Below are 19,493 nucleotides of genomic sequence, written 5' to 3'. Positions count from 1 at the left end.
GTATTTAAAAACAAATGCCAAAACAATGATAAAAAAAATTTTAAGTCTCGTTGCCGTGGCTGCCATTGCGGTATCGTGTTCTACAAATGCGATAACAGGCCGAAGCCAATTTAAACTTTTACCTGAATCGCAATTACAGGAAATGGCGGTGGGAGAATATCAGTCGTTCCTGTCGAGCAACAAAGTAGTGGCCACATCGAACAATAAAGACGCTGCCATGGTGAACCGCGTTGGGCAGCGCATTGTAGCGGCCGTAACGCAATTCTTCAGGCAAAATAATATGTCGCAGGATTTGCAGGGTTATCAATGGGAGACCAAACTTGTTCAGGATAACCAGGCCAACGCCTGGTGTATGCCCGGCGGAAAAATTGTGGTATATACAGGCCTCTTGCCTATCACACAAAATGAAGCTGCGCTCGCTAATGTAATGGGACATGAGGTTTCGCATGCTTTATTTGGACATACCAATGAAAGAATGAGCCAAACAATCGCGGCGCAATACGGCGGCAGCATCCTGGATGCATTTATGGCAAACAAAAGTTCGGCCGGAATGCGCCAGATATTTGGAACGGCCGTGGGCCTGGGCTCTCAGGTGGGTATTTTAGCATTCGGGAGAAAACAAGAATTAGAAGCAGACCGGTATGGCATGATATGGGCGGCCATGGCGGGTTATAATCCGCGGGAAGCTATCGGCTTATGGCAACGCATGCAGGCGCAGGCCGGGGGCGGACGTGCACCGGAATTTTTAAGTACACACCCCGGACCGGAACGCCGGATTGAGCAACTTCAAAAATATTTGCCTGAAGCGCTTAAGTATTACAAGCCGGTTTCAAATTAACGAAATACACATAAATAATAAATATTATTTAAAAGCCACTGATTTTCACCAATCAGCGGCTTTTCTGTTAAACATGGTGGTAATCTGCTATATTTGGGTTACTTTTGCAAAACCTTTTCGAGGCTTGTAAATATTTAACCAGGTGATAACATATCTGGCATTTTTTAATAAATCCCACAAATTGTATGATTCAATCAGTTTTTGAGAAATTACAGTACGCAGACGAAAAGAATCTTTTAATTCAGGGCTTACCTTCTTCGATTGAAAAACAATTCAGCAAATTATCATTCGCAAAAAACATGACACCACTATTAAGATCAAGGAAGCTTGATTTTGCACTGGTGTTCGCCGTTAATGAAAATCAGTTGAATGGTATTTTGAATGATGTGATGCCATCTTTAAAAGAAGATACTAAGTTTTGGATTGCGTACCCTAAAACTACCTCAAAGATCGTTACCGATCTTAACCGTGATCGAAGCTGGAACAAATTAACCAAAGACGGTTTTGCCGGCATTGATAACGTTGAGCTGGACCATGTTTGGACCGCTACGAGGTTTGAAAGAAACAGCGTGGAGAGAAGTGTGGCTGCGCCAACCGAAAGAAAAAGGACAGCGCAACTCGCTTAAAGCTTTTGCAGATGATTTCTGAATACTACCCGGCCTTGCGCCGGGTTTTTTATTTCGGCATCATTATTGATCAAATGGGGGTAAATCGTAATTTATGAAAAAGATATGCTTATCAATCGCAGTGCTTTGTGCGACGGCAATTGCCGCTAATGCACAGACACAAAAAGGCTACTATTTAATTGGCGGTAACATCGCCAGCATGGGTGGAAATACCAACGAAAAAAGTTTCAATCTTCAAATTGAACCAAAAGCAGCCTGGTTTATCCAGGATGACCTTGCGGTGGGTGGACAGGTGAGTGTAGGGCTTGATGCGGGTCGCGGACGCGGTCCTTCGATCAACTATTTTGTGGGCCCTATGGCGCGCTACTATTTTGGAGACCAACAAGTGAATACGCCTAAACAAACCAGGCTATTTGCGGAAGCGAACGCAGGTATTGGGGGAATTAATGGCGGTGGCCGTTCTACCAACGGTTTTGAAGCAGGTATCGGACCAGGTTTAGCGTTTTTCGTGAACGAAAACATTGCGCTCGAGCTGTTGGCCAAGGGTAATATTACCACAGGAGCCGGTAACAATGGTGTGGCGTTTAAACCCAACCTCGGCCTTGGCTTCCAAATCTATCTTCCTACAGCGAAAATCAAATCGCTGCGCGACGATATGACAAAAAAATAAGTACCTACCCTATTCTATGAACTTTGGAAACGCCGGCTCTCAAAAGCCGGCGTTTGACATTATTGGGGCGCGGCAACAGCTTTTTCGCCATACATCTGATCTTTATATTTCAGCGAAGGCGATGGAATGAAAGATCCTATTCCCAATTGATCCCATTTTTGATCGACCGCCGCTATAGTAGCATCATCTGCAACAATGATATTCGGCCAGTCTCTTTCAAAGCCGTCAAACTCCCTGGTTTTAATAGTGCCATCCAATCCTAATGTGGCGCTATAACTACCATCGCTATGATTAGAGCGGTACAAAAAGTGATCTCTTTTGGGATCCAGGTTATTACAGAAGCGCCATAGCGCCGTAGCCAAATCGGATGCATTTACGGTGTGCTCAACATATAATACCATTTTAATACCACTCATTTTGCCGCTGCTGCAAAGCGCCTTATGCAACTCTCTTACGTGGCCCTTCCTGTTTTTTTGCACCGCAATCACCACACAAGGCACGTCCATTTCCAGCAGGCTGGTGTTAACCGATGTAATTTCATCAAACCCGGCAGCAATATCGGCCGCAGAGACTGATTGAAAATTCGCTTCCGTTTTGTAAAGGTTATCCTGCTCCTCCTCAAATTTTTTGGTTCCGTCAACGCATAATTTCCCGCCAAAACCCATCTTGCTACAACTATGATCTAAAACATCCATCGGCCCCTGCGAAAAATAAACATCGGTAGCCGAATTCAGATTTTGAAACACTTCTTTCGCAAGCGATTTATAATCGGTAATGGGAAAATCAGTTTGCGATGCCAATACCAATATTTTATTGAACATCATTTGTCCGGCGCCCCACATTGCGTTCATCACCTTCTGGCCCTGACCGGCGTATTCTTTTTCTATTTGCGTGATAACAAGATTGTGAAAGACACCTTCAACGGGCATGTCCATATCTTTAATTTCCGGCACCAGCGTCATTTTGATCGGCGCCAAAAATATACGCTCGGTAGCTTTACCCAGCCAGGCATCTTCCTGTGGTGGTATACCAACGATCGTCGCCGGATAAACCGCGTTTTTCTTATGCGTAATAGCAGTAATGTGAAATTTGGGATACCAGTCTGGCAAAGAATAATAACCTGTGTGATCGCCAAAAGGCCCTTCCCAAAGCATTTCATCATGGGGATCCACATAACCTTCAATAACAAAATCAGCATCGGCAGGCACTTCAATTTCCGGCTGCGTGATGCATTTTACGAGTTCGACCTTTTTCTTTCTCAGAAAACCCGCGAGCATGTATTCATCTACATTTTCGGGCAGTGGCGCCGTAGCTGAATAGGCATAAGCCGGATCGCCTCCTAAAGCAACCGCGACAGGCATCCGCTTATTGAGTTTCTTATATTCATTAAAATGCTTCGCAGAGACTTTATGCTTATGCCAATGCATAGCAGTGACCTGCGGGCCAAAAACCTGCATGCGGTACATGCCCACGTTCCTGACGCCGGTGTTGGGTTCCTTGGTGTGGATCACAGGTAGCGTCACAAAGGGGCCACCATCCTGCGGCCAACAGGTAATCACCGGCAGTTTGCCTATGTCGGGCAATCCGCCCCAGGGCTCGCCGGAAGCCAACGGAACCTCGGTCAGCACAACCTGCTGGCACTCCCCTCTCCCTTTTTTTACCTTGGGCATCCAAGAGCCAAATTCACTGAGTTTGGGCAATAATTTCAATTTATCAATAATGTTTTCCTTCGGCGATGACAGCAGTTTGAACAAAGATTCGATATCGCTTGCAACATCATTCAACTCTTTTACCCCCAAAGCCATACACATTCTCTTCTCACTGCCGTATGCGTTCATCAAAACAGGAAATTCGTAGCCGGTATTTTCAAACAACAACGCCTTTCCTCCGCCAGGTTCTTTACTGATCCGATCGGTAATTTCCGCAATTTCCAAATGAGGGTTTACATAAGTTTTGATGCGTAATAATTCTCCCTCACGCTCTAAAGCTTTGATAAACTCCTGCTGATTTTTGTAGGCCATGGATAAAATAAAATTGATTTAGATCTGCAAATAGTGCATGCCAAACATACAACAAACTACCGAACCGGAAGTTCGGCAAGCCAGCCTGCTGCATTTGATCCGGATTTGCTGAAAGCTTAAAAATTACTGCACAGTGCATTCAAGATTTACGGTAATACTGGCAGTCTTGTTTTTAGAAGATGTGTTAAATGTGCCGCCGTAGCTATAATCTTCATTACTGTTTTTTCCTGTGATTTGAAAAATCCCCATATTGGCTTTACTTACAGCGCCGATGGAACCACCTGTATTTTCAGCGATAATATCGGCGCGCTTGCGGGCATCTTCAGCGGCCTTGGCCAGCAGATCGAGTTTAAGGTCGGCCAGCTTCGTATAAAAATAAAGAGGTTCGGGCGAGTTGAGCTCTATGCCGGTTTGAATCAGTTCGGTGATTTCGCGCGACAGGGCTTCCACCTTCGCAATATCGCCGGATTCTACTTTTACGGTTTGGGAAAGATTGTACCCTTCAAATTCATTACCGGCATATTTTCCATTGTCTGAATATTTGGTACGAAAACGGCGGTCAATTTTAACGGATGAAAAAATGATCTCGGCCGGCTTGATGCCTTTCCGGGTAAGATAACTTTTGATATTACTTTCATCGCTTTTCAATTGAGCATAGGCAGCGCGGAGGTCATAGTCGTTGCGGCTGTAGCTTCCGTTCCATACAATAAGATCGCTCGTAAAATCCACACCGGCGCTGCCGGTAACACGAATGGTTTGGGTCTTTTTAAATTTATATTTATACGCGCCGGCGAGCACAAATGCCCCAATGGTGATGGCTACCGCGATCAGCGCGAGGCCCAGTAAATTAAAGTTCCGCAATCTATTATTTTGCAAGGTGTCGTTCATAGCTAACATTTAAAATTTCTGTAGATCGGTTTACTTAGCACGATCTGATCAAAGATAGAGAAAACTATCATTTAGCCAATTCAGGATTGTTAAAGGAAGAAAAACAATAGCTTTTCTTTTGGTGTATCTAACATCAACCTTGGTGGTAATAGAAATTTCCTAACTGCGCTTGAAATGTTATAGAGCCGGAATCTTTGATTTGATAAATTGAATCTGCTCGGGAAGTAGTAAGTCTTTCTGTACGTACAGTGCCTGCTTTTTATTAACGTAGAGTAATAAAAACTTATCTGACTCCTTTATCATTAAAAAGGCCTTCCATTTGTAGCGTCCTGTACTATATTGACTAATTTTTGTTAACCCTTCTTCATCGCATGAAAGCGTCTCTTCGGCAAAATACACCACAAAGTCTTTACATGACTGATATACTCTTAATATCGACATGAGCACCAAACAAAAGCCGATGAACACTCTTGAATTTCCCACGGACAATACCCCGTCAGTTTTTGAGATGAAAGAGGGCATGCCATCTACTACCAAAAGGAGCCCGAGCAAAGCCGGAATTGTTAAGGTTATATCTTTAACTGAGTTTCGAACACAATAAGAATAAAAATCCTTCCTTTTTATCTTATTTGAGAAGCAAAAATTCATGCTTAATCATTTTTTTTACTTGGTCTCAAGGATCTTATTCTTGCATTTAACCTGTGAAGTATTTTAGCGGCTCAGGCATTTATTCATCCGCTACAAAGAAGGCAATAGGCTTTACTATTATTTCAAAGTGTCCCCGCAGAGACTCGAACTCTGGGCCCGCTGATTAAGATACAAAATAATTATGATCTAACATGAACCCATTAATAGACTGGATTTGCACGTCACAATTGATCTTGTAGAGGTCCGAAAGTGAATTTTTTACTAAATAAGATTTTTGAATATTCTTATTATGATAAACCGATTTGTAATAATCTACAATTTTTATTTTAAGTATAAGATCGAATTATGATTTAAAAGGTTACACTTTTTTTTGCTTTTTTTGACTTGCGATACAACTGGCGATCACCCCCATTTATGACATTTAAAAAAATTTCGGCTTTGTTGCAAGGGCTCGACGCGAATTATAAAATCATCCCTAAAATCCCGATTCCAGCAATTTAGAGTGATTCGGGCAGCTTTTTCGGCTTAAAAAACAAAATTGTACAAAATAAGATGTTTTAATTCTTCTTATTTTATACATTTGAGTTATAATAGACTATTATATGGATAATTTACGGCTTATTCCAACTGATAAAATTATTGAACGCCTACGTTACGAAAACCCATGGTGGCAGAGCAGGCAATTGCCCGAGGCCTATGCCGTTATGGAAAAACGTTTATACTTCGACCTTTTTTATCCCTTCGTAAAAGATAAAAAAATAAAACGGGCCGTTGTATTAATGGGCCCGCGCCGTGTAGGAAAAACCGTGATGCTGTTTCATGCTATTGGTGAGCTGATAAAAGAAAAGATCAACCCTCAGCAACTGTTGTTCGTGGGAATTGACAATCCTATTTATGTGCATTTGAGTTTGGAAGACATTCTCCACCTGTGCAAAGAAGCATTGAAATTGCAAGACCTAAAAGGTTGCTATGTTTTCTTTGATGAAATACAATATTTAAAAGACTGGGAGCGCCACCTTAAAGTGCTGGTGGATTCCTACCCGGATACCAAGTTTATTGTTTCGGGCTCGGCAGCCGCTGCCTTAAAATGGCACAGTACCGAAAGCGGCGCCGGTCGCTTTACGGATTTTATGCTGCCGCCGCTTACCTTTCAGGAGTACATTCATTTAAAGAAAATGGACCATTTGATGTATGAGGATCATATTTACTACGGGGAAAAACAACTTCCCTATTGCCTGAGCCGTGATGTCAAAGCGCTGAATAAAGAATTTTTGCATTACCTCAATTTTGGAGGTTATCCGGAAGTGGTGCTATCAGAAAAAATTCAGGGAGATATGGGCCGCTATGTAAAAAATGATATTGTAGATAAAGTGTTGCTACGCGATTTGCCCAGCCTGTATGGCATTAAAGACGTGCAGGAATTGAACCGCTTTTTCACATATATCGCTTATAATACAGGTAATGAATTTTCGTACGAAACCATGTCTAAAGAAAGCGGCATTCAAAAAGACACTTTGAAAAAGTACCTGGAATACCTTGAGGCAGCTTTCCTGATAAAAGTGCTGAACAGGGTAGACATCAACGCAAAGCGCCTGAAACGCGTTACCAGTTTTAAGGTATATTTAACTAACCCCTCGCTTCGTACCGCTTTGTTCTCGCCCATGGGCGAAACAGATGCTGAAATGGGAAATATGGTAGAAACAGCCGTGCTTTCACAATGGATGCACCGGGACAACCTGGATCTTACCTATGCCCGGTGGAAAGAAGGAAGAAATGAAGGAGAGGTGGACTTGGTACTGGTCGACGATAAAAAATTTAAACCACAGTGGGGAGTAGAAATTAAATGGAGTAATCGCTATTTTGAAAAGCCACAGGAACTTAAAAGTCTCCTACGTTTTTGTACAGAAAACAAATTCTCTAGCGCTTTAACTACCTCCATAGACGCACAAGGTTATCAAAATGTTGGCGGCATTCAGCTTACATTTTTACCCTCTTCTATCTATACTTATAATATCGGAGTTATAACACTTAAAATGAAAAACGTATAGGATTTTCAGTCAGAAACGTAACTAGTGTTTTCCCTAATAGCTTTGGCGACCTGGAAAGTAAACAAGTGACATACTCAAAGACGACGTACGACCTATTAAAATAGAAATCACCAACAGGTAAGCAGATTCCTTTATCGAAAAGTGCAAAGGATTTTGGTTGACAACCAAACCGAAAACACGCAACCCTTATTATAGCATAGCTATTTCAATTATCAAGTGTCCCCGCAGAGACTCGAACTCTGGGCCCGCTGATTAAGAGTCAGCTGCTCTACCAACTGAGCTACGGAGACATATTCATCATGGCTGTCCGGATGTTTCATCCGCCGCAGCAAAATCGATCTTTTGCTTGGTTTCGCCACAGCTCAGCATCGACTCGCCATATTTGGGGTCTTTTTTGCCCAAATACGGGTTCACAATCGCTTCCTGGCTGCTCAGCCAGCTGCCGGGGCTGTTTTCGCCAAAAGCCATGGGGCATTCCTGCCAATACACCACGGCCGCGTCATATTTTACAGTAATCAAAAAATTCCTCAGATTATCCGAAAGGTCGCGCAGCGCCTGGCGTTTCGCCGTCCAGTCCGCCTCAGCTGCAATAGCATCAGCGTTGCCTTTGATATTTTCAACAGGATACAACGCGGTTTCATAGATCATCGAATCTTTTTTTAAGTCTTCAAGATCTAACTTATTGGCCGCGTCGACCAGTGCAGCAGCCTGTTGATTCACTACGGCTGAGTCCCAATTTACAAAGCCATCATTCATTGCGTAGTAGCTTTTTAAAACAGCTTCCACAGACGCATTGAAAGCAGCGCTGTGAGCGCTCACTGCCAACGGCTTCGGCTCGTCCTTCGCTGGCTCATCCTTTTTAAAGGCATATTTATAAACTAAGAAAGCAGCAACCAACACTACCAGTACCAACAATAGTTTTTTCATCTGTTTACTTTTAATTTTGTCTTTGGCCAGATGGAATTCGTCAAATAATCACGCTTTGGCGTATGCAAATTTTTATGTCTCATTTCTTAATAAGGCCAATATTACAGCAATGATTAAATTTGCAGGTTTATAAAAACTCAAAAATAATAAAAATAAATATCATGCTGGCAGGCTTACAAAATGTGACTTTCGAATTTGGGGCAAGAACGATTGTGAAAGACGCTACCTGGCATATCCAGCCCAACGAACGCATCGGGCTGATCGGATACAACGGCACAGGAAAATCAACTTTATTAAAATTGCTGACCGGCGGTTACGCGCCCTCACAGGGGACGGTAGAAAAAAGCCGCGATACTTCCATCGGCTATCTACATCAGGACCTGTTGAGCTTCGACACCAACGAATCGATACTCGAAGTGGCCCTCGGCGCTTTTGAGCGGGTGATTCAGTTAGAAAAAGAAATCGATGCGCTCGGCAAAGAGCTCGAACAAACCGGCGACGAAAAAACCCTCCACGAATATTCCGATAAACTGCACGAGATGGAAACCTTGGGCGGCTACGATATCCATCACACCACCGAAGAAGTTTTGCAGGGCCTGGGCTTCTCCAATGCCGACCTGCAAAGGCCTTACAAAGAATTTAGCGGAGGCTGGCGCATGCGCGTTTTATTAGCCAAAATGATATTAGCCAAACCGGATTTACTTTTGCTCGATGAGCCCACCAACCACTTAGACCTTCCTTCGATCGAATGGCTGGAAAAGTATTTGCAGCACTACCAGGGGGCGGTTGTTATTGTAAGCCACGACAAGTATTTTTTAAACCGGATGGTGACCAAAATCATCGAGCTTTATCAGAAAGAGCTGCATGTTTACAACGGCAACTATGATTTTTACGAAACAGAAAAAGCCGTGCGCATTGAGATGCAGCAAAAAGCCTTCGAAAACCAGCAGGACTATATCCGGCAAAATGAAAGGCTGGTAGAACGTTTCAGGGCAAAAGCCAGCAAAGCCGCAATGGCGCAAAGTATCATGAAAAAGCTGGACAAGCTCGATCGAATTGAGGATGTCAATATCGAAAGGCCGAATATCAAAATCAATTTCAGGGTAGATAAAACGCCCGGGAAGGTGTTGGTAGAACTGAACGATATCTCCAAATCGTTTGGCGACAACATAATACTGGAACACGCCAAAGCTGAAATCGAAAGAGGCGATAAGATTGCGCTGATCGGCGCCAACGGGAAAGGAAAATCAACGCTGCTGCGCATTATAGCCGGTATCGAAAATATTAACGGAGAACGCAAATGGGGCCACAATGTGGAAGAAAGTTTTTATGCACAGCATCAGTTAGAATCGCTCGATCTGAGCAATACCATTTTAGATGAAATGCGCACCTGCGGCGCCCAAATGACCGACGCAGAACTAAGGACATTGTTAGGCTGTTTTTTATTCAGCGGCGACGACAGCGATAAAAAGATACGGGTGTTAAGCGGAGGCGAAAAAGCGCGGGTTGCGCTGGCCAAAACAATTGTCAGCAAAGCGAATTTCCTTATGCTCGATGAGCCTACCAACCACCTTGACATGCACAGCTGCGACCTGTTGATCGACGCTTTGAAAAAATATGAAGGCAGCCTGGTGCTGGTAAGCCACGACCGATACTTCATTTCTAAGACGGCCAATAAGATCTGGGAAATTGTAGATCATGAGATCAAAGAATTTAAAGGAAGCTATGATGAGTGGGTCGCCTGGAACGAAAGAATGGCCAAACAAAAAATTTCAAAAAAAGAAGATAGCCGCCCGGTAGCGCCCGCGGCGCAGCCTGTCGTTGAAAAGCAAAAAGCAGATACGCCGGCAAAAGCCCAGGCCATCAATAAAGAGCAAAAAAAAGAATTGCAGCGGCAGCAAAAGCAGTTTCAACAAACGGAAGAAGCGCTCAATAAAAACAAAGGCCTGTTAATAGAGCTTCAGGAAAAGCTGGCTGATCCTGATATCTATTCAGATAAAGAAAAGTTTCTAACCGTTGAGCAGCAGTATAAAAAAGCCTCGGAAGAAAACCAGCAGCTGGAGAAAAAATATGAAGAAATTTTCTCTCTGCTGATGGAACTGGAAGAAAAAAGCAGTTAGCGCGACACGCAATCAGCAATGATTAAGATGCGGTATGCCGCATACCTTTTGCCACTTTAAATAAATGCAAAATATAAGGAAACAGGGCATCCATCGTTTCCTCCGCCCCCCTGGTAGAACCAGGCAAAGTGATCACCAAAGATTGGTTTATAAAGCCTGCTATGCCTCTCGAGAGCATGGCATAAGGCGTACGCTGTTGTCCATAATTTCTTGCCGCTTCCATTATCCCGGGAATTTCGCGGTCTAATAGAGGTTTGATGGCATCGGGCGTTACATCGCGCGGCGACAAGCCTGTACCACCCGTGAACAGGATCAGGTTATAACCTGCTTCGCTAAGCGCGCGGGCACGTTCCTGAATCGCTGTAAATTCATCAGCAATAATTTCATACGCGCCAGCGACGATACCGTTTCGCGTTAAGCGTTCTAAGATCGCCTTCCCGCTGCCATCTTTTTTTGTTCCTTTCGCCACACTATCCGAACAAACCACCACAGCGCAACGAATCGCATCAGATTCCTGATCTGAAAAATCAGCCTTGCCTCCTTTTTTATGCAGCAATTGGATGTTTAAAATCATGACGCCTTTGTCGATAGGCTTTAACATATCATACATCGTTAACGCTGTAATCGAGGCGCCATGCATGGCCTCAACTTCCACACCGGTTTTATAAATCGTTTGCACTTCCACCGTGATCACAACATCGAGGTCTTCAACAGCATAAGTAATTCCCGCGCTCTCTATGGGCAGCGGATGGCAGTCGGGTATCACATCGCTTGTCTTTTTTATAGCCAGCAATCCTGCGGCGCGCGAAAATTCAAACACATCGCCCTTAGGCACCGATTTGTTTTGAATCGCCTCAATTGTTTTGGGGCTCGATACCCGAACTCTGGCAGCTGCAACAGCTTTACGGAGACTATTCGATTTGTGTGTGATATTGACCATACTAATGATTCTGTTTCCATTGATGTGTTTCGTCGTCAAAAATTTCTTTTCCCCAAACGGGTAATTGCGCTTTTATTTGCTCTACTACTTCTTCACAGGCTTTGACAGCAGCGCGTCTATGCCTGGATGATGTAAAAACAAAAAGGCATATCGCTCCCGCCTCAACCGTTCCCAGGCTATGATAAACATGCATGCAGGTGAGCTCATGCTTAGCAAAAACAGCCTCCCTGATTTCATGCATTTTTTCCAGCGCCAGGTCTTCATAAGCCGTGTACTCAATTGCCCGGACCGTTCTGTCGCCGACCAGGTCCGCTCTTACCTGTCCTAAAAAAATGCTATGGGCGCCAATCTCCTTTTTTGTGGCATGTTGCGCTATGCTCGTTGCCACCAGTTCCGGGGCAACCGGTCCCTTTATAAAAATCTGCTTCATTGTATTTTTGAAAGATATTGATCGAGGCCACCGCGCAGGCTAAAAAAATCAATGTGCGCAAAAGCCTTTGTCAGCTTTTTGGCTGCCTCAGCGCTGCGCTGTCCCGATTTACAAAATAAGACGATCGATTTTTTATCTGTTAACGGAAGTTGCTGTTCAATGCATCCCGCCGGTATATTCATATGTGGGAATGATGTTACAATAGGCGCTTCCCCTGGTTCTCTGACGTCGATTGCTAAAACACCGGAGCTTTTCATCCATTTATCAAAAGTTGCTGCGTCGATTTCATTCAACGCCCCGCTGCAAGCATCTTCAGTAAAATAGGCTTTAAGGTCCGCTGTCGACTTAGGTATAAAAGCATTCGCCGCCTCGTTTACGCTTAATGCCATTTCGTAAGTTTGGTGGGTCAGCAAGTTATACAACAGTAAACGGCCGTTCAGCACCTCGCCGATGCCGGTAATTAGCTTGATAACTTCGGTGGCCATTAGCACGCCGATCAATCCTGGCAAAACGCCTAAAACGCCTTCTTCTTCACAATTGCGAATACCCGATGGAGGTTCCAAAAAAAGGTCGCGGTATTGAACAGGCCTTAATTCGCCTGGATTAGCTTTCCAGTTCAGCACCGTCAGCTGCCCTTCAAACTGCGACACGGCGCCATAAACCAAAGGCTTACCCAGCCATACACAGACGTCGTTTATCAAATATCGCGTCGAAAAATTATCGGTACCATCGACCACTATATCATACTCGCTGACCAGCCCGATTACATTTTCCACGTTCAGTCGGTCGGCATATACCTGAACATCTATTTCCGGATTGATTTGTTTTATTTTCCTGCCGGCAATCACTGCTTTTTGCTCCCCGATATCGGCGGTTGAAAATAAAACCTGCCTGTGCAAATTCGAAACCGACACGCGATCGTCGTCGATCACGCCGATACAGCCTACGCCGGCTGCCGCAAGATATTGTAACAGTGGGCAGCCGAGCCCGCCAGCGCCTGCCACCAATACCCGCGCCCGTGCTAATTTTTGCTGGGCTTCGACTCCAAAACCTTTCAGCCCCAGCTGCCTTTGATATCTTGCATATAAATCGTGATGGCTCATAGTTATCCTCCCGAAAATGGCGGCAACAGCGCCACCGTACATCCGTCATGAAGCTGCGCATTTTCGGCAATCATTTTTTTATTAACCGAAACCACATACTTCTTTTCTTTCAACTGCGGAAATTTTTCGTACAGCACGGCTTCCAGTTCAAGCACAGAAGCGACGAGAGGCATTTCAATCCTGCTTCCTCCGATCTCCGCAAGCGGCCCAAAAAATAAAACATTTATTGGCATAATTCAAATTTACGGAACCCATTACGTTGGCAATGGGAAATTGATGTAAAATCAATTATCATGTTAAGTAAGAAACAATTTAAAAACAGCCACCAATAAAACCGTGGACAGCACATAACGCAGCACATCATGTTTAAACTTCAACGCCCCGAAATAAGCGCCGAAAAGGCCGCCTGAAAACGCGACGATCACACAGGCGTACATCTGATCCGTAAATTGCACCCCCTGCGTAAGCTGACCTGCCAGGCCCGCCGATGAATTAACAAAAATGAATAATGCGCTAACCGCGGCCGCCTCTTTCATATTGGCCCAACCCAGTAACAGCAACACCGGTGATAAAATAATGCCACCGCCGATACCAATCAACCCCGACAACAACCCAATAGCGGCGCCTATCAAAAGCGCAAGCGGCAGGTTCGGCGTTTTTGTATTTTGTGTTTTTATGTTTTGAAAAAAAATAAACCGCGCAATGGGGATTAAAAGCAAAAGCCCCAATATTTTTTTATAGAAAGACGCATCGACATGTATCAACCCGCCAACAAAAGCCAGCGGAATAGATGCAAGCGCGAACGGTAAAAATAATTTAGCTTTAAAGTAACCGCCCCTGTAAAATTGAATAAATGACACCATGGAAACAAACAGGTTGAGCAATAGCGCAGTAGGTTTCATCACCGCCGTAGCAACACCAAAAATAGCCATTAGCGCCAAATAGCCGCTTGCGCCGCCGTGCCCGACGGAGGCGTATAAAAATGCAACAACAAAAAGCAGGATAAAAAATAAATAAGAAATATCCATTGTAGTATGAGATTAAAAAGGTAAGGGGTAAAACGTAACCGAAGCGCCCGCGGGGTAATTTTTTGCAGCTTCATCTAACGCTATCAAACAATTAGCGCGGGCAAAAGACCGCAGGCGATACGACTCCTGCGCTTCGAGGATTGCTACGGTATCGTCGTCATACCATCCTTTTAAAAAATGTACTAACGGGTGCTTTTTTTCGTAATCATTTTTCAGCCGGCCGGTACGCGCACTCAACGGGTTGGGGCGGCCTGAAAGCCGCGCAATCGCAGGCAACACATATTGATAAAAACAGGTAAGCACAGAAGCCGGATTTCCAGGCAGCCCAAAAACAAATTTACCACTTGCCGTGCCGAAAAACAGCGGCTTGCCCGGCCTTTGCTTTACCTTATAAAATACCTGCTGGACGCCGCAGGCCTCGGCTGCCTTCAGCACAAAATCATAATCGCCCACACTGATACCGCCGGTCAGCAAAACAAGATCAGACTTTTCCAGCGCATTAGCAAGTAAGGACGTCAGGATCGCCAGATCGTCATCAGCCTGCGACCGACCAAACCGCTGGATGCCAGCTTGCCGCAGAGCCGCGCCCAGCATGAATGAATTGGATTCGTATATCTGGCCATAAGCCAGTGGCTGCCCCGGCGCCATCAGCTCCTTACCCGTGACAATGATGGTAGTTTCCGGATGCGGATACACTAAAACTTCATCGACCCCTACTGCTGCGAGCAGGCCAACCGCGGCAGGCGTTAACAAGTCGCCAGACTTGAGCGCACATTCATTCTTTTTTATTTCTGACCCTGCCGGGCGCACATTGCCGGCTTTTATCAATTTCTCGTCTTCAATTGTCAAATTGGAATCAAGGACAGAAGTTTTTTCCTGCATGACCACGGTGTCAGCGCCGGTCGGCAAGGGCGCTCCTGTGAAAATGCGAACCGCCTCGCCTTTTTGAATGGAAATAATCTGATCTGTTCCCGCCTGGTGTTCCCCCACTATTTTAAGCTGCGCACCGCTACTCCAATCTGCAAAAGAAAACGCATAACCGTCCATTGCCGATTGTTGAAAGCCCGGCACATAGACCTTAGAACAAACATCCTGCGCTAAAACCTTCCCCGCTGCCTCTGCAAGCGGCAGGCGCACCGGATTTAACGCCGATACATATTCGTCTATTTTCTGCTTCGCGGCTGATACGCTAATCATAAGATAATTAACCCCCAATGGCGATCATGCTTCTGTTGATCACCTCTTCACTGTTTAAGGTTTCAAAAGTTTCGGGAAACTGGCCGCCCAATGCAGCCGCCTTCGCTTTGATATTTTTTCTTATCAGATCTTCCACATTTTCGCCGCTGCGCATGGCTGTTAAAAGATCTGTTTCATCTTTTGCAAAAAGGCAGTTTTTCAATTTGCCATCTGCGGTCAGGCGCATACGATTACATGTGTCGCAAAATGGGGCGCTCATTGTACTGATCACGGCAAAAGTTCCGGCGTGCCCGGGGACGATATAGCCTTTAGCCGTGGCATTTTTCTCATTTTTTAATGGCAGAAAAGAGAATGCTTCTGAGGCTTTTTCCAATATCTGTTGCCAGGTAAACACTTTGTTACTGGTCCATTTATTGCCAGCGAAAGGCATAAATTCAATAAACCTTACATGTACTGGTTTATGCTTTGTCCACGCAATAAAATCAATAATCTCCTGATCATTCAACCCCGCCATCACCACCACATTCACTTTCACGTAAACACCCATCTCTAACATCAGATCAATATTATTCATGACAGTTTGAAAATTATCCCTGCGTGTTATGAGCTGGAATTTATCAGCGTCCAATGTGTCCAAACTGATGTTGAGCGAAGCAACACCTGCGCTACGCAACACGTTTTTGAATTCATGTAATCTTACGCCATTGGTTGTCAAGGTTAGTGATACCGGGAGTTTACCTAAGGCCTCAATAATCTGTGGTGCATCTTTTCGCACAAGAGGCTCTCCGCCGGTGAGGCGAATCTTATCAACGCCTAACTCGACAAATACTTTTGCCAATTTTTCAATTTCTGCCGCCTGCATCAGCGATGCTTTGGGCATGAACGAATAATGCTCCTCCGGCATGCAATAGAAACAACGGAAGTTGCAATTATCCGTTAAAGATATTCTTAAGTAATTATGAACTCTGTTATATCGATCGACTAACATATTGACTTCTATTCAAACAAATGAGGCTGGCGCTGAGCTACCTCTAACAAATCTCCGACTTTTATTTCACCTGAGCCATTAAATAAAACATTCTGGCCAAAACAAATGCGCTTCTCAAGATTCCGGTAAGTTGATAGCGTCTTTAATGGTTCCCTGCCCTGGTGGCCACTTTCCTGATCAATGGTTGTGATAACGCAACGAGCGCAGGATTTTACTGCATAGAAAGAAACGCCATTGATAGTAAACGCCTTCATCGTATCTTCTTCGAAAGGGGCAGCGCCAGACACCACCAAATTTGGCCGGAAGCGGTTCATGGGAACCGGCCATTCGAGCCTGCTGTTTAAATCATTTAGAGAAGCCTGGCCAATCATCAACAACGGATAACCATCGGAAAACCCGGCAATATCCCCGTTGATAGCAAAATCGGCATCCACAGGCCGCCTCACTTCATCGGGCATATAAACCAGCCGGCACGCAACGCCAAGCTTTTTTGAAAACCACCGGTCTGCCGCTTCGTCGACCAGGACACCCCGACTCACATCTTTGAACATTTGAACAGGGCATTCTTTTCCAGAGTCAGGCTGCAAAGGCAGTTCAAACACATCACCTGCGTTTCTTTTCTCAAAAATAAAAAGCTTATCGCCGGAAATAACCGGTTGAAGCAAAGTCATTTTTGGCAACTCCCGCTGCGAAAGAAACCGGTTATTTTCATCAATTAAAACAAATCTCCGATCATATTGAAAGCCGCGATCTGTGAGCTTTGCCTGCTCTAACCGAATACCGCTCAGGGACTTCACCGGATAAATATATAAGTCGCTTATAAAATACATGAAGGCGATTTTATCGTGGTAAAAAATGTCTGGTGAAAGTACACCTTTTAAAAACAGTTTCCGAACTTCGATGCCGGTAAAACATTATCACCCACTCAACCAATTTTTGCAATGACAGGCATGGTACTTTGCGGCGGACAGAGCCTACGGATGGGCAGCGACAAAGGTTTATTAATCACCGAGGAAACCCACTGGGCAATGGCGGCTGTAGATAAACTGAGCGCGTTAAAAATCCCGGTTAAGCTTTCGATCAACTTCTCGCAAATCGACGCTTATGCCACAGCTTTCCCTGAACTGGAGCGGGTTACAGACAATAACGCACTTGAACTAAAAGGGCCGCTGCTGGGCTTGATGAGCGCCCATATTGCCTGCCCCTCCGAAGATTTATTTATACTGGCCTGTGACATGCCACGCATGGAAACTTTTTTACTCAAAGAACTTTATCAGCTGGCCGATGCCGCAACCGCTGATGCTTACCTGTTTACCAACTCGGGCGAGCCCGAACCGCTTTGCGCCATCTACACTTCAACTGCATTAACAAAAATTATGGCCATGATTCAGCAAAAACAACTGAAGAAATTTGCTATGAAATTTGTGCTCGACCACCTCAATGTGGCAACGCTTGCGCTAAAAGACAATCAACAACCCTATTTTCAAAACGTCAATGCGCACGCCGATTTGAATGGCTTATGATGCATGCAACACCGCGTCGGCGCTGTTTATTTTAAAATAATCTGCTTTCGGTGCATCGCAGGTAGGACAGCCATAACCTATCGGCAACTGTTCAAAATTTGTACCGGGCCGGATATCATTTTCCGGATCGCCGTACGCGCTGTTATAGACCGTAAGGCAATGTTTGCATTGAAAGAGCGCCGTGACAGCCTCTGCTTTTTTCGAAGGCTTTTGCGCTGCTTTCGGCGCTACATGCAAACCTTTTTCATTTTGCTTTTTATAAAACCATAGAATAGCATCCTGCAATTCGGAAGCCAGGTACATTTTTGTGATGTTACTCACAAACACAGTACCCGTGCGTTCATTGGGGTTAAAATCTTTCGCACATAAAATATCATACAGGTGGAAAAATGCCTTCCCAAAAATCCTTATCAGCGGTTTACGCCTGATTAGTATGGAGCTAAAAATCTCACTTTTTGCCTGCGTTTTGATCCCAATGCAAATCCCGAAAGTCCGCGCATCCAGCGTGTTGAGCTTCTGCACCAAAAAAGTTTTGAGCCTGGTTGCGGCGGGATCATTATCCTGAACCTGAAAATTTAATTCGTTGGCCGCGTGGCGCATATTGATCTCATGGTCGTCGAGCAGCGCGCTCCAAAGCTGTTTATCACGCTCCTCAATTCCTTTAATAATAATCGATTTCCATGGGGTCGAGCACAGTTGCCCGACTTTGGTTTGTAAACAAAGAAGGCAAAGATCTTTTAAGAAAGCGATAGGAAACAATTCGCTGCGACGATAAACGCCCAGCCAATATTTGTTATTGTGCCGGTTAAACCCTTCATAATAAGGAAGGTTGAACGAAGGAAGCGACATCGGTTTAGGCGCAGGGCGCGTGCTATAGATTGTTTTATCAATCAACCGAAATAGCGCATCTCCATCTTTCACTTCATGGTCGATAAAAAGATCGGGCCTTGCATGGATAATAGCTTCAATCTCCCTGGAAAGTTTTGCCACATCATTGGTATACACCATTTCATCCCACTCAAACACGCTGTTGGTTTTGGGAAAGCGAATAAAAAGATGCCAGAAATGAGGCAGATGAGGAGCAGCAACCCAATTGATATTGCCGGTCAGCATGGGCGTAAAGCTTTGGTTGCTATCCGAAATATTGATCTTCAGCCGGGGCTTATGATCGAGCTCATCAAGAATATCTTTGTAAACGCCTTCGCTCAGCCAGGTGTTATTGATAAACACTTCTTCAGCTGGATAAGAGCTCATAATATTGGCGTGTTCGTCGGCATCAATCTCATAGAAAATATCCAGCCTATCCAAATCCTGCTTGAAACGTGGCCCCAGCTGCTCTTCCACATGAATCAACAATTGCTGGCGCAATCCAAAACGCACCTGCTTTACGCCGGAGCGGGAGGCCGCCGTCAAAATATCAAGCAGCTCGCCCGGCGATATAATGCCGCCCTTAAAGTTTATTTTAATCGTATAGCATCCTTTCATGCGTACAATTTTT

At 44.7% G+C, this 19,493-nt stretch carries 19 protein-coding genes and 1 tRNA gene; 6 read left to right on the top strand and 14 right to left on the bottom strand.

Translation table 11 applies throughout. From position 1 onward, the window contains the following. Positions 1-25 precede the first annotated feature (25 nt). The 3 genes from ABDK00_RS04295 (at position 26) to ABDK00_RS04285 (ending at position 2,134) form a co-directional block, all read left to right on the top strand. Positions 26-838, top strand: coding sequence for a M48 family metallopeptidase (locus tag ABDK00_RS04295; protein ID WP_346238277.1), 813 nt, complete (start codon positions 26-28; stop codon positions 836-838). Between the two features lie 185 nt (positions 839-1,023). Continuing rightward, the gene (locus ABDK00_RS04290) at positions 1,024-1,464 is read left to right on the top strand and encodes a hypothetical protein (RefSeq protein WP_346238276.1); all 441 of its coding nucleotides are present in this window, start codon (positions 1,024-1,026) and stop codon (positions 1,462-1,464) included. A gap of 94 nt (positions 1,465-1,558) precedes the next feature. Further along, positions 1,559-2,134, top strand: a complete 576-nt coding sequence (locus ABDK00_RS04285; protein ID WP_346238275.1) for a hypothetical protein — start codon at positions 1,559-1,561, stop codon at positions 2,132-2,134. Between the two features lie 59 nt (positions 2,135-2,193). Here ABDK00_RS04285 and ABDK00_RS04280 read toward each other — a convergent pair whose 3' ends face one another. From ABDK00_RS04280 to ABDK00_RS04270, 3 genes are all read right to left on the bottom strand, one after another. Next, positions 2,194-4,155, bottom strand: a complete 1,962-nt coding sequence (locus ABDK00_RS04280) for a menaquinone biosynthesis decarboxylase (protein WP_346238274.1) — start codon at positions 4,153-4,155, stop codon at positions 2,194-2,196. Between the two features lie 123 nt (positions 4,156-4,278). Next, a complete protein-coding gene (locus ABDK00_RS04275; protein WP_346238273.1) occupies positions 4,279-5,043 on the bottom strand; it encodes an SIMPL domain-containing protein in 765 nt (254 codons plus the stop codon). 177 nt (positions 5,044-5,220) lie between these two features. Next, complete coding sequence (locus ABDK00_RS04270) at positions 5,221-5,691, bottom strand: YcxB family protein (protein ID WP_346238272.1); 471 nt, start codon at positions 5,689-5,691, stop codon at positions 5,221-5,223. 602 nt (positions 5,692-6,293) lie between these two features. Between ABDK00_RS04270 and ABDK00_RS04265 the strand changes: the two genes are divergently transcribed. Continuing rightward, positions 6,294-7,739 carry an ATP-binding protein gene (locus tag ABDK00_RS04265; RefSeq protein ID WP_346238271.1) on the top strand — a complete coding sequence of 482 codons (1,446 nt, stop codon included), beginning with the start codon at positions 6,294-6,296 and terminating at the stop codon, positions 7,737-7,739. Positions 7,740-7,956: 217 nt separating this feature from the next. On the opposite strand, the gene ABDK00_RS04260 is transcribed toward ABDK00_RS04265, so the two are convergent. Next, positions 7,957-8,029, bottom strand: a tRNA-Lys gene (locus ABDK00_RS04260). A 7-nt stretch (positions 8,030-8,036) separates the two neighbouring features. Then, positions 8,037-8,666: a DUF3347 domain-containing protein gene (locus tag ABDK00_RS04255; RefSeq protein ID WP_346238270.1), complete on the bottom strand. Its 630-nt coding sequence runs from the start codon at positions 8,664-8,666 to the stop codon at positions 8,037-8,039. Between the two features lie 161 nt (positions 8,667-8,827). On the opposite strand from ABDK00_RS04255, the gene abc-f reads away from it, so the two are divergent. Next, entirely contained in the window at positions 8,828-10,786 is a 1,959-nt protein-coding gene (abc-f, locus tag ABDK00_RS04250; RefSeq protein ID WP_346238269.1) for a ribosomal protection-like ABC-F family protein, read from the top strand. Positions 10,787-10,808: 22 nt separating this feature from the next. Here abc-f and moaCB read toward each other — a convergent pair whose 3' ends face one another. The 8 genes from moaCB to ABDK00_RS04210 form a co-directional block, all read right to left on the bottom strand. Continuing rightward, positions 10,809-11,726: a bifunctional molybdenum cofactor biosynthesis protein MoaC/MoaB gene (gene moaCB, locus ABDK00_RS04245; RefSeq protein ID WP_346238268.1), complete on the bottom strand. Its 918-nt coding sequence runs from the start codon at positions 11,724-11,726 to the stop codon at positions 10,809-10,811. A gap of 1 nt (position 11,727) precedes the next feature. Next, entirely contained in the window at positions 11,728-12,156 is a 429-nt protein-coding gene (locus ABDK00_RS04240; RefSeq protein WP_346238267.1) for a molybdenum cofactor biosynthesis protein MoaE, read from the bottom strand. Beyond that, positions 12,153-13,259, bottom strand: a complete 1,107-nt coding sequence (locus ABDK00_RS04235) for a HesA/MoeB/ThiF family protein (protein ID WP_346238266.1) — start codon at positions 13,257-13,259, stop codon at positions 12,153-12,155. Before ABDK00_RS04235 ends, ABDK00_RS04240 begins: the two co-directional genes overlap by 4 nt. A 2-nt stretch (positions 13,260-13,261) precedes the next feature. Beyond that, positions 13,262-13,492, bottom strand: coding sequence for a MoaD/ThiS family protein (locus tag ABDK00_RS04230; protein WP_346238265.1), 231 nt, complete (start codon positions 13,490-13,492; stop codon positions 13,262-13,264). A gap of 63 nt (positions 13,493-13,555) precedes the next feature. Continuing rightward, positions 13,556-14,287 carry a sulfite exporter TauE/SafE family protein gene (locus tag ABDK00_RS04225; RefSeq protein ID WP_346238264.1) on the bottom strand — a complete coding sequence of 244 codons (732 nt, stop codon included), beginning with the start codon at positions 14,285-14,287 and terminating at the stop codon, positions 13,556-13,558. 12 nt (positions 14,288-14,299) lie between these two features. Next, the gene (locus ABDK00_RS04220; RefSeq protein ID WP_346238263.1) at positions 14,300-15,484 is read right to left on the bottom strand and encodes a molybdopterin-binding protein; all 1,185 of its coding nucleotides are present in this window, start codon (positions 15,482-15,484) and stop codon (positions 14,300-14,302) included. A gap of 7 nt (positions 15,485-15,491) precedes the next feature. Continuing rightward, the gene (gene moaA, locus ABDK00_RS04215) at positions 15,492-16,472 is read right to left on the bottom strand and encodes a GTP 3',8-cyclase MoaA (RefSeq protein WP_346238262.1); all 981 of its coding nucleotides are present in this window, start codon (positions 16,470-16,472) and stop codon (positions 15,492-15,494) included. Positions 16,473-16,480: 8 nt separating this feature from the next. Beyond that, positions 16,481-17,302, bottom strand: a complete 822-nt coding sequence (locus ABDK00_RS04210; protein WP_346238261.1) for an MOSC domain-containing protein — start codon at positions 17,300-17,302, stop codon at positions 16,481-16,483. Positions 17,303-17,413: 111 nt separating this feature from the next. Here ABDK00_RS04210 and ABDK00_RS04205 point away from each other — a divergent pair, with 111 nt between their 5' ends. Beyond that, entirely contained in the window at positions 17,414-17,995 is a 582-nt protein-coding gene (locus ABDK00_RS04205; protein WP_346238260.1) for a molybdenum cofactor guanylyltransferase, read from the top strand. On the opposite strand, the gene ABDK00_RS04200 is transcribed toward ABDK00_RS04205, so the two are convergent. Beyond that, entirely contained in the window at positions 17,990-19,480 is a 1,491-nt protein-coding gene (locus ABDK00_RS04200) for a rubredoxin (protein WP_346238259.1), read from the bottom strand. The genes ABDK00_RS04205 and ABDK00_RS04200 overlap by 6 nt on opposite strands. Between the last annotated feature and the right edge of the window lie 13 nt (positions 19,481-19,493).

The organism is Niabella insulisoli, from assembly GCF_039652435.2.
GTDB lineage: Bacteria > Bacteroidota > Bacteroidia > Chitinophagales > Chitinophagaceae > Niabella > Niabella insulamsoli.
Note: the sequence above shows the minus strand (reverse complement) of the source record. Positions and strands in the feature narration are given on the sequence as shown.

Excerpts from the sequence above, each read along its gene's own strand:
- ABDK00_RS04295 (WP_346238277.1), top strand. The coding sequence starts at position 26 with ATGATAAAAAAAATTTTAAGTCTCGTTGCCGTGGCTGCCATTGCGGTA.
- ABDK00_RS04290 (WP_346238276.1), top strand. The coding sequence starts at position 1,024 with ATGATTCAATCAGTTTTTGAGAAATTACAGTACGCAGACGAAAAGAAT.
- ABDK00_RS04285 (WP_346238275.1), top strand. The coding sequence starts at position 1,559 with ATGAAAAAGATATGCTTATCAATCGCAGTGCTTTGTGCGACGGCAATT.
- ABDK00_RS04280 (WP_346238274.1), bottom strand. The coding sequence starts at position 4,155 with ATGGCCTACAAAAATCAGCAGGAGTTTATCAAAGCTTTAGAGCGTGAG.
- ABDK00_RS04275 (WP_346238273.1), bottom strand. The coding sequence starts at position 5,043 with ATGAACGACACCTTGCAAAATAATAGATTGCGGAACTTTAATTTACTG.
- ABDK00_RS04270 (WP_346238272.1), bottom strand. The coding sequence starts at position 5,691 with ATGAATTTTTGCTTCTCAAATAAGATAAAAAGGAAGGATTTTTATTCT.
- ABDK00_RS04265 (WP_346238271.1), top strand. The coding sequence starts at position 6,294 with ATGGATAATTTACGGCTTATTCCAACTGATAAAATTATTGAACGCCTA.
- ABDK00_RS04255 (WP_346238270.1), bottom strand. The coding sequence starts at position 8,666 with ATGAAAAAACTATTGTTGGTACTGGTAGTGTTGGTTGCTGCTTTCTTA.
- abc-f (WP_346238269.1), top strand. The coding sequence starts at position 8,828 with ATGCTGGCAGGCTTACAAAATGTGACTTTCGAATTTGGGGCAAGAACG.
- moaCB (WP_346238268.1), bottom strand. The coding sequence starts at position 11,726 with ATGGTCAATATCACACACAAATCGAATAGTCTCCGTAAAGCTGTTGCA.
- ABDK00_RS04240 (WP_346238267.1), bottom strand. The coding sequence starts at position 12,156 with ATGAAGCAGATTTTTATAAAGGGACCGGTTGCCCCGGAACTGGTGGCA.
- ABDK00_RS04235 (WP_346238266.1), bottom strand. The coding sequence starts at position 13,259 with ATGAGCCATCACGATTTATATGCAAGATATCAAAGGCAGCTGGGGCTG.
- ABDK00_RS04230 (WP_346238265.1), bottom strand. The coding sequence starts at position 13,492 with ATGCCAATAAATGTTTTATTTTTTGGGCCGCTTGCGGAGATCGGAGGA.
- ABDK00_RS04225 (WP_346238264.1), bottom strand. The coding sequence starts at position 14,287 with ATGGATATTTCTTATTTATTTTTTATCCTGCTTTTTGTTGTTGCATTT.
- ABDK00_RS04220 (WP_346238263.1), bottom strand. The coding sequence starts at position 15,484 with ATGATTAGCGTATCAGCCGCGAAGCAGAAAATAGACGAATATGTATCG.
- moaA (WP_346238262.1), bottom strand. The coding sequence starts at position 16,472 with ATGTTAGTCGATCGATATAACAGAGTTCATAATTACTTAAGAATATCT.
- ABDK00_RS04210 (WP_346238261.1), bottom strand. The coding sequence starts at position 17,302 with ATGTATTTTATAAGCGACTTATATATTTATCCGGTGAAGTCCCTGAGC.
- ABDK00_RS04205 (WP_346238260.1), top strand. The coding sequence starts at position 17,414 with ATGACAGGCATGGTACTTTGCGGCGGACAGAGCCTACGGATGGGCAGC.
- ABDK00_RS04200 (WP_346238259.1), bottom strand. The coding sequence starts at position 19,480 with ATGAAAGGATGCTATACGATTAAAATAAACTTTAAGGGCGGCATTATA.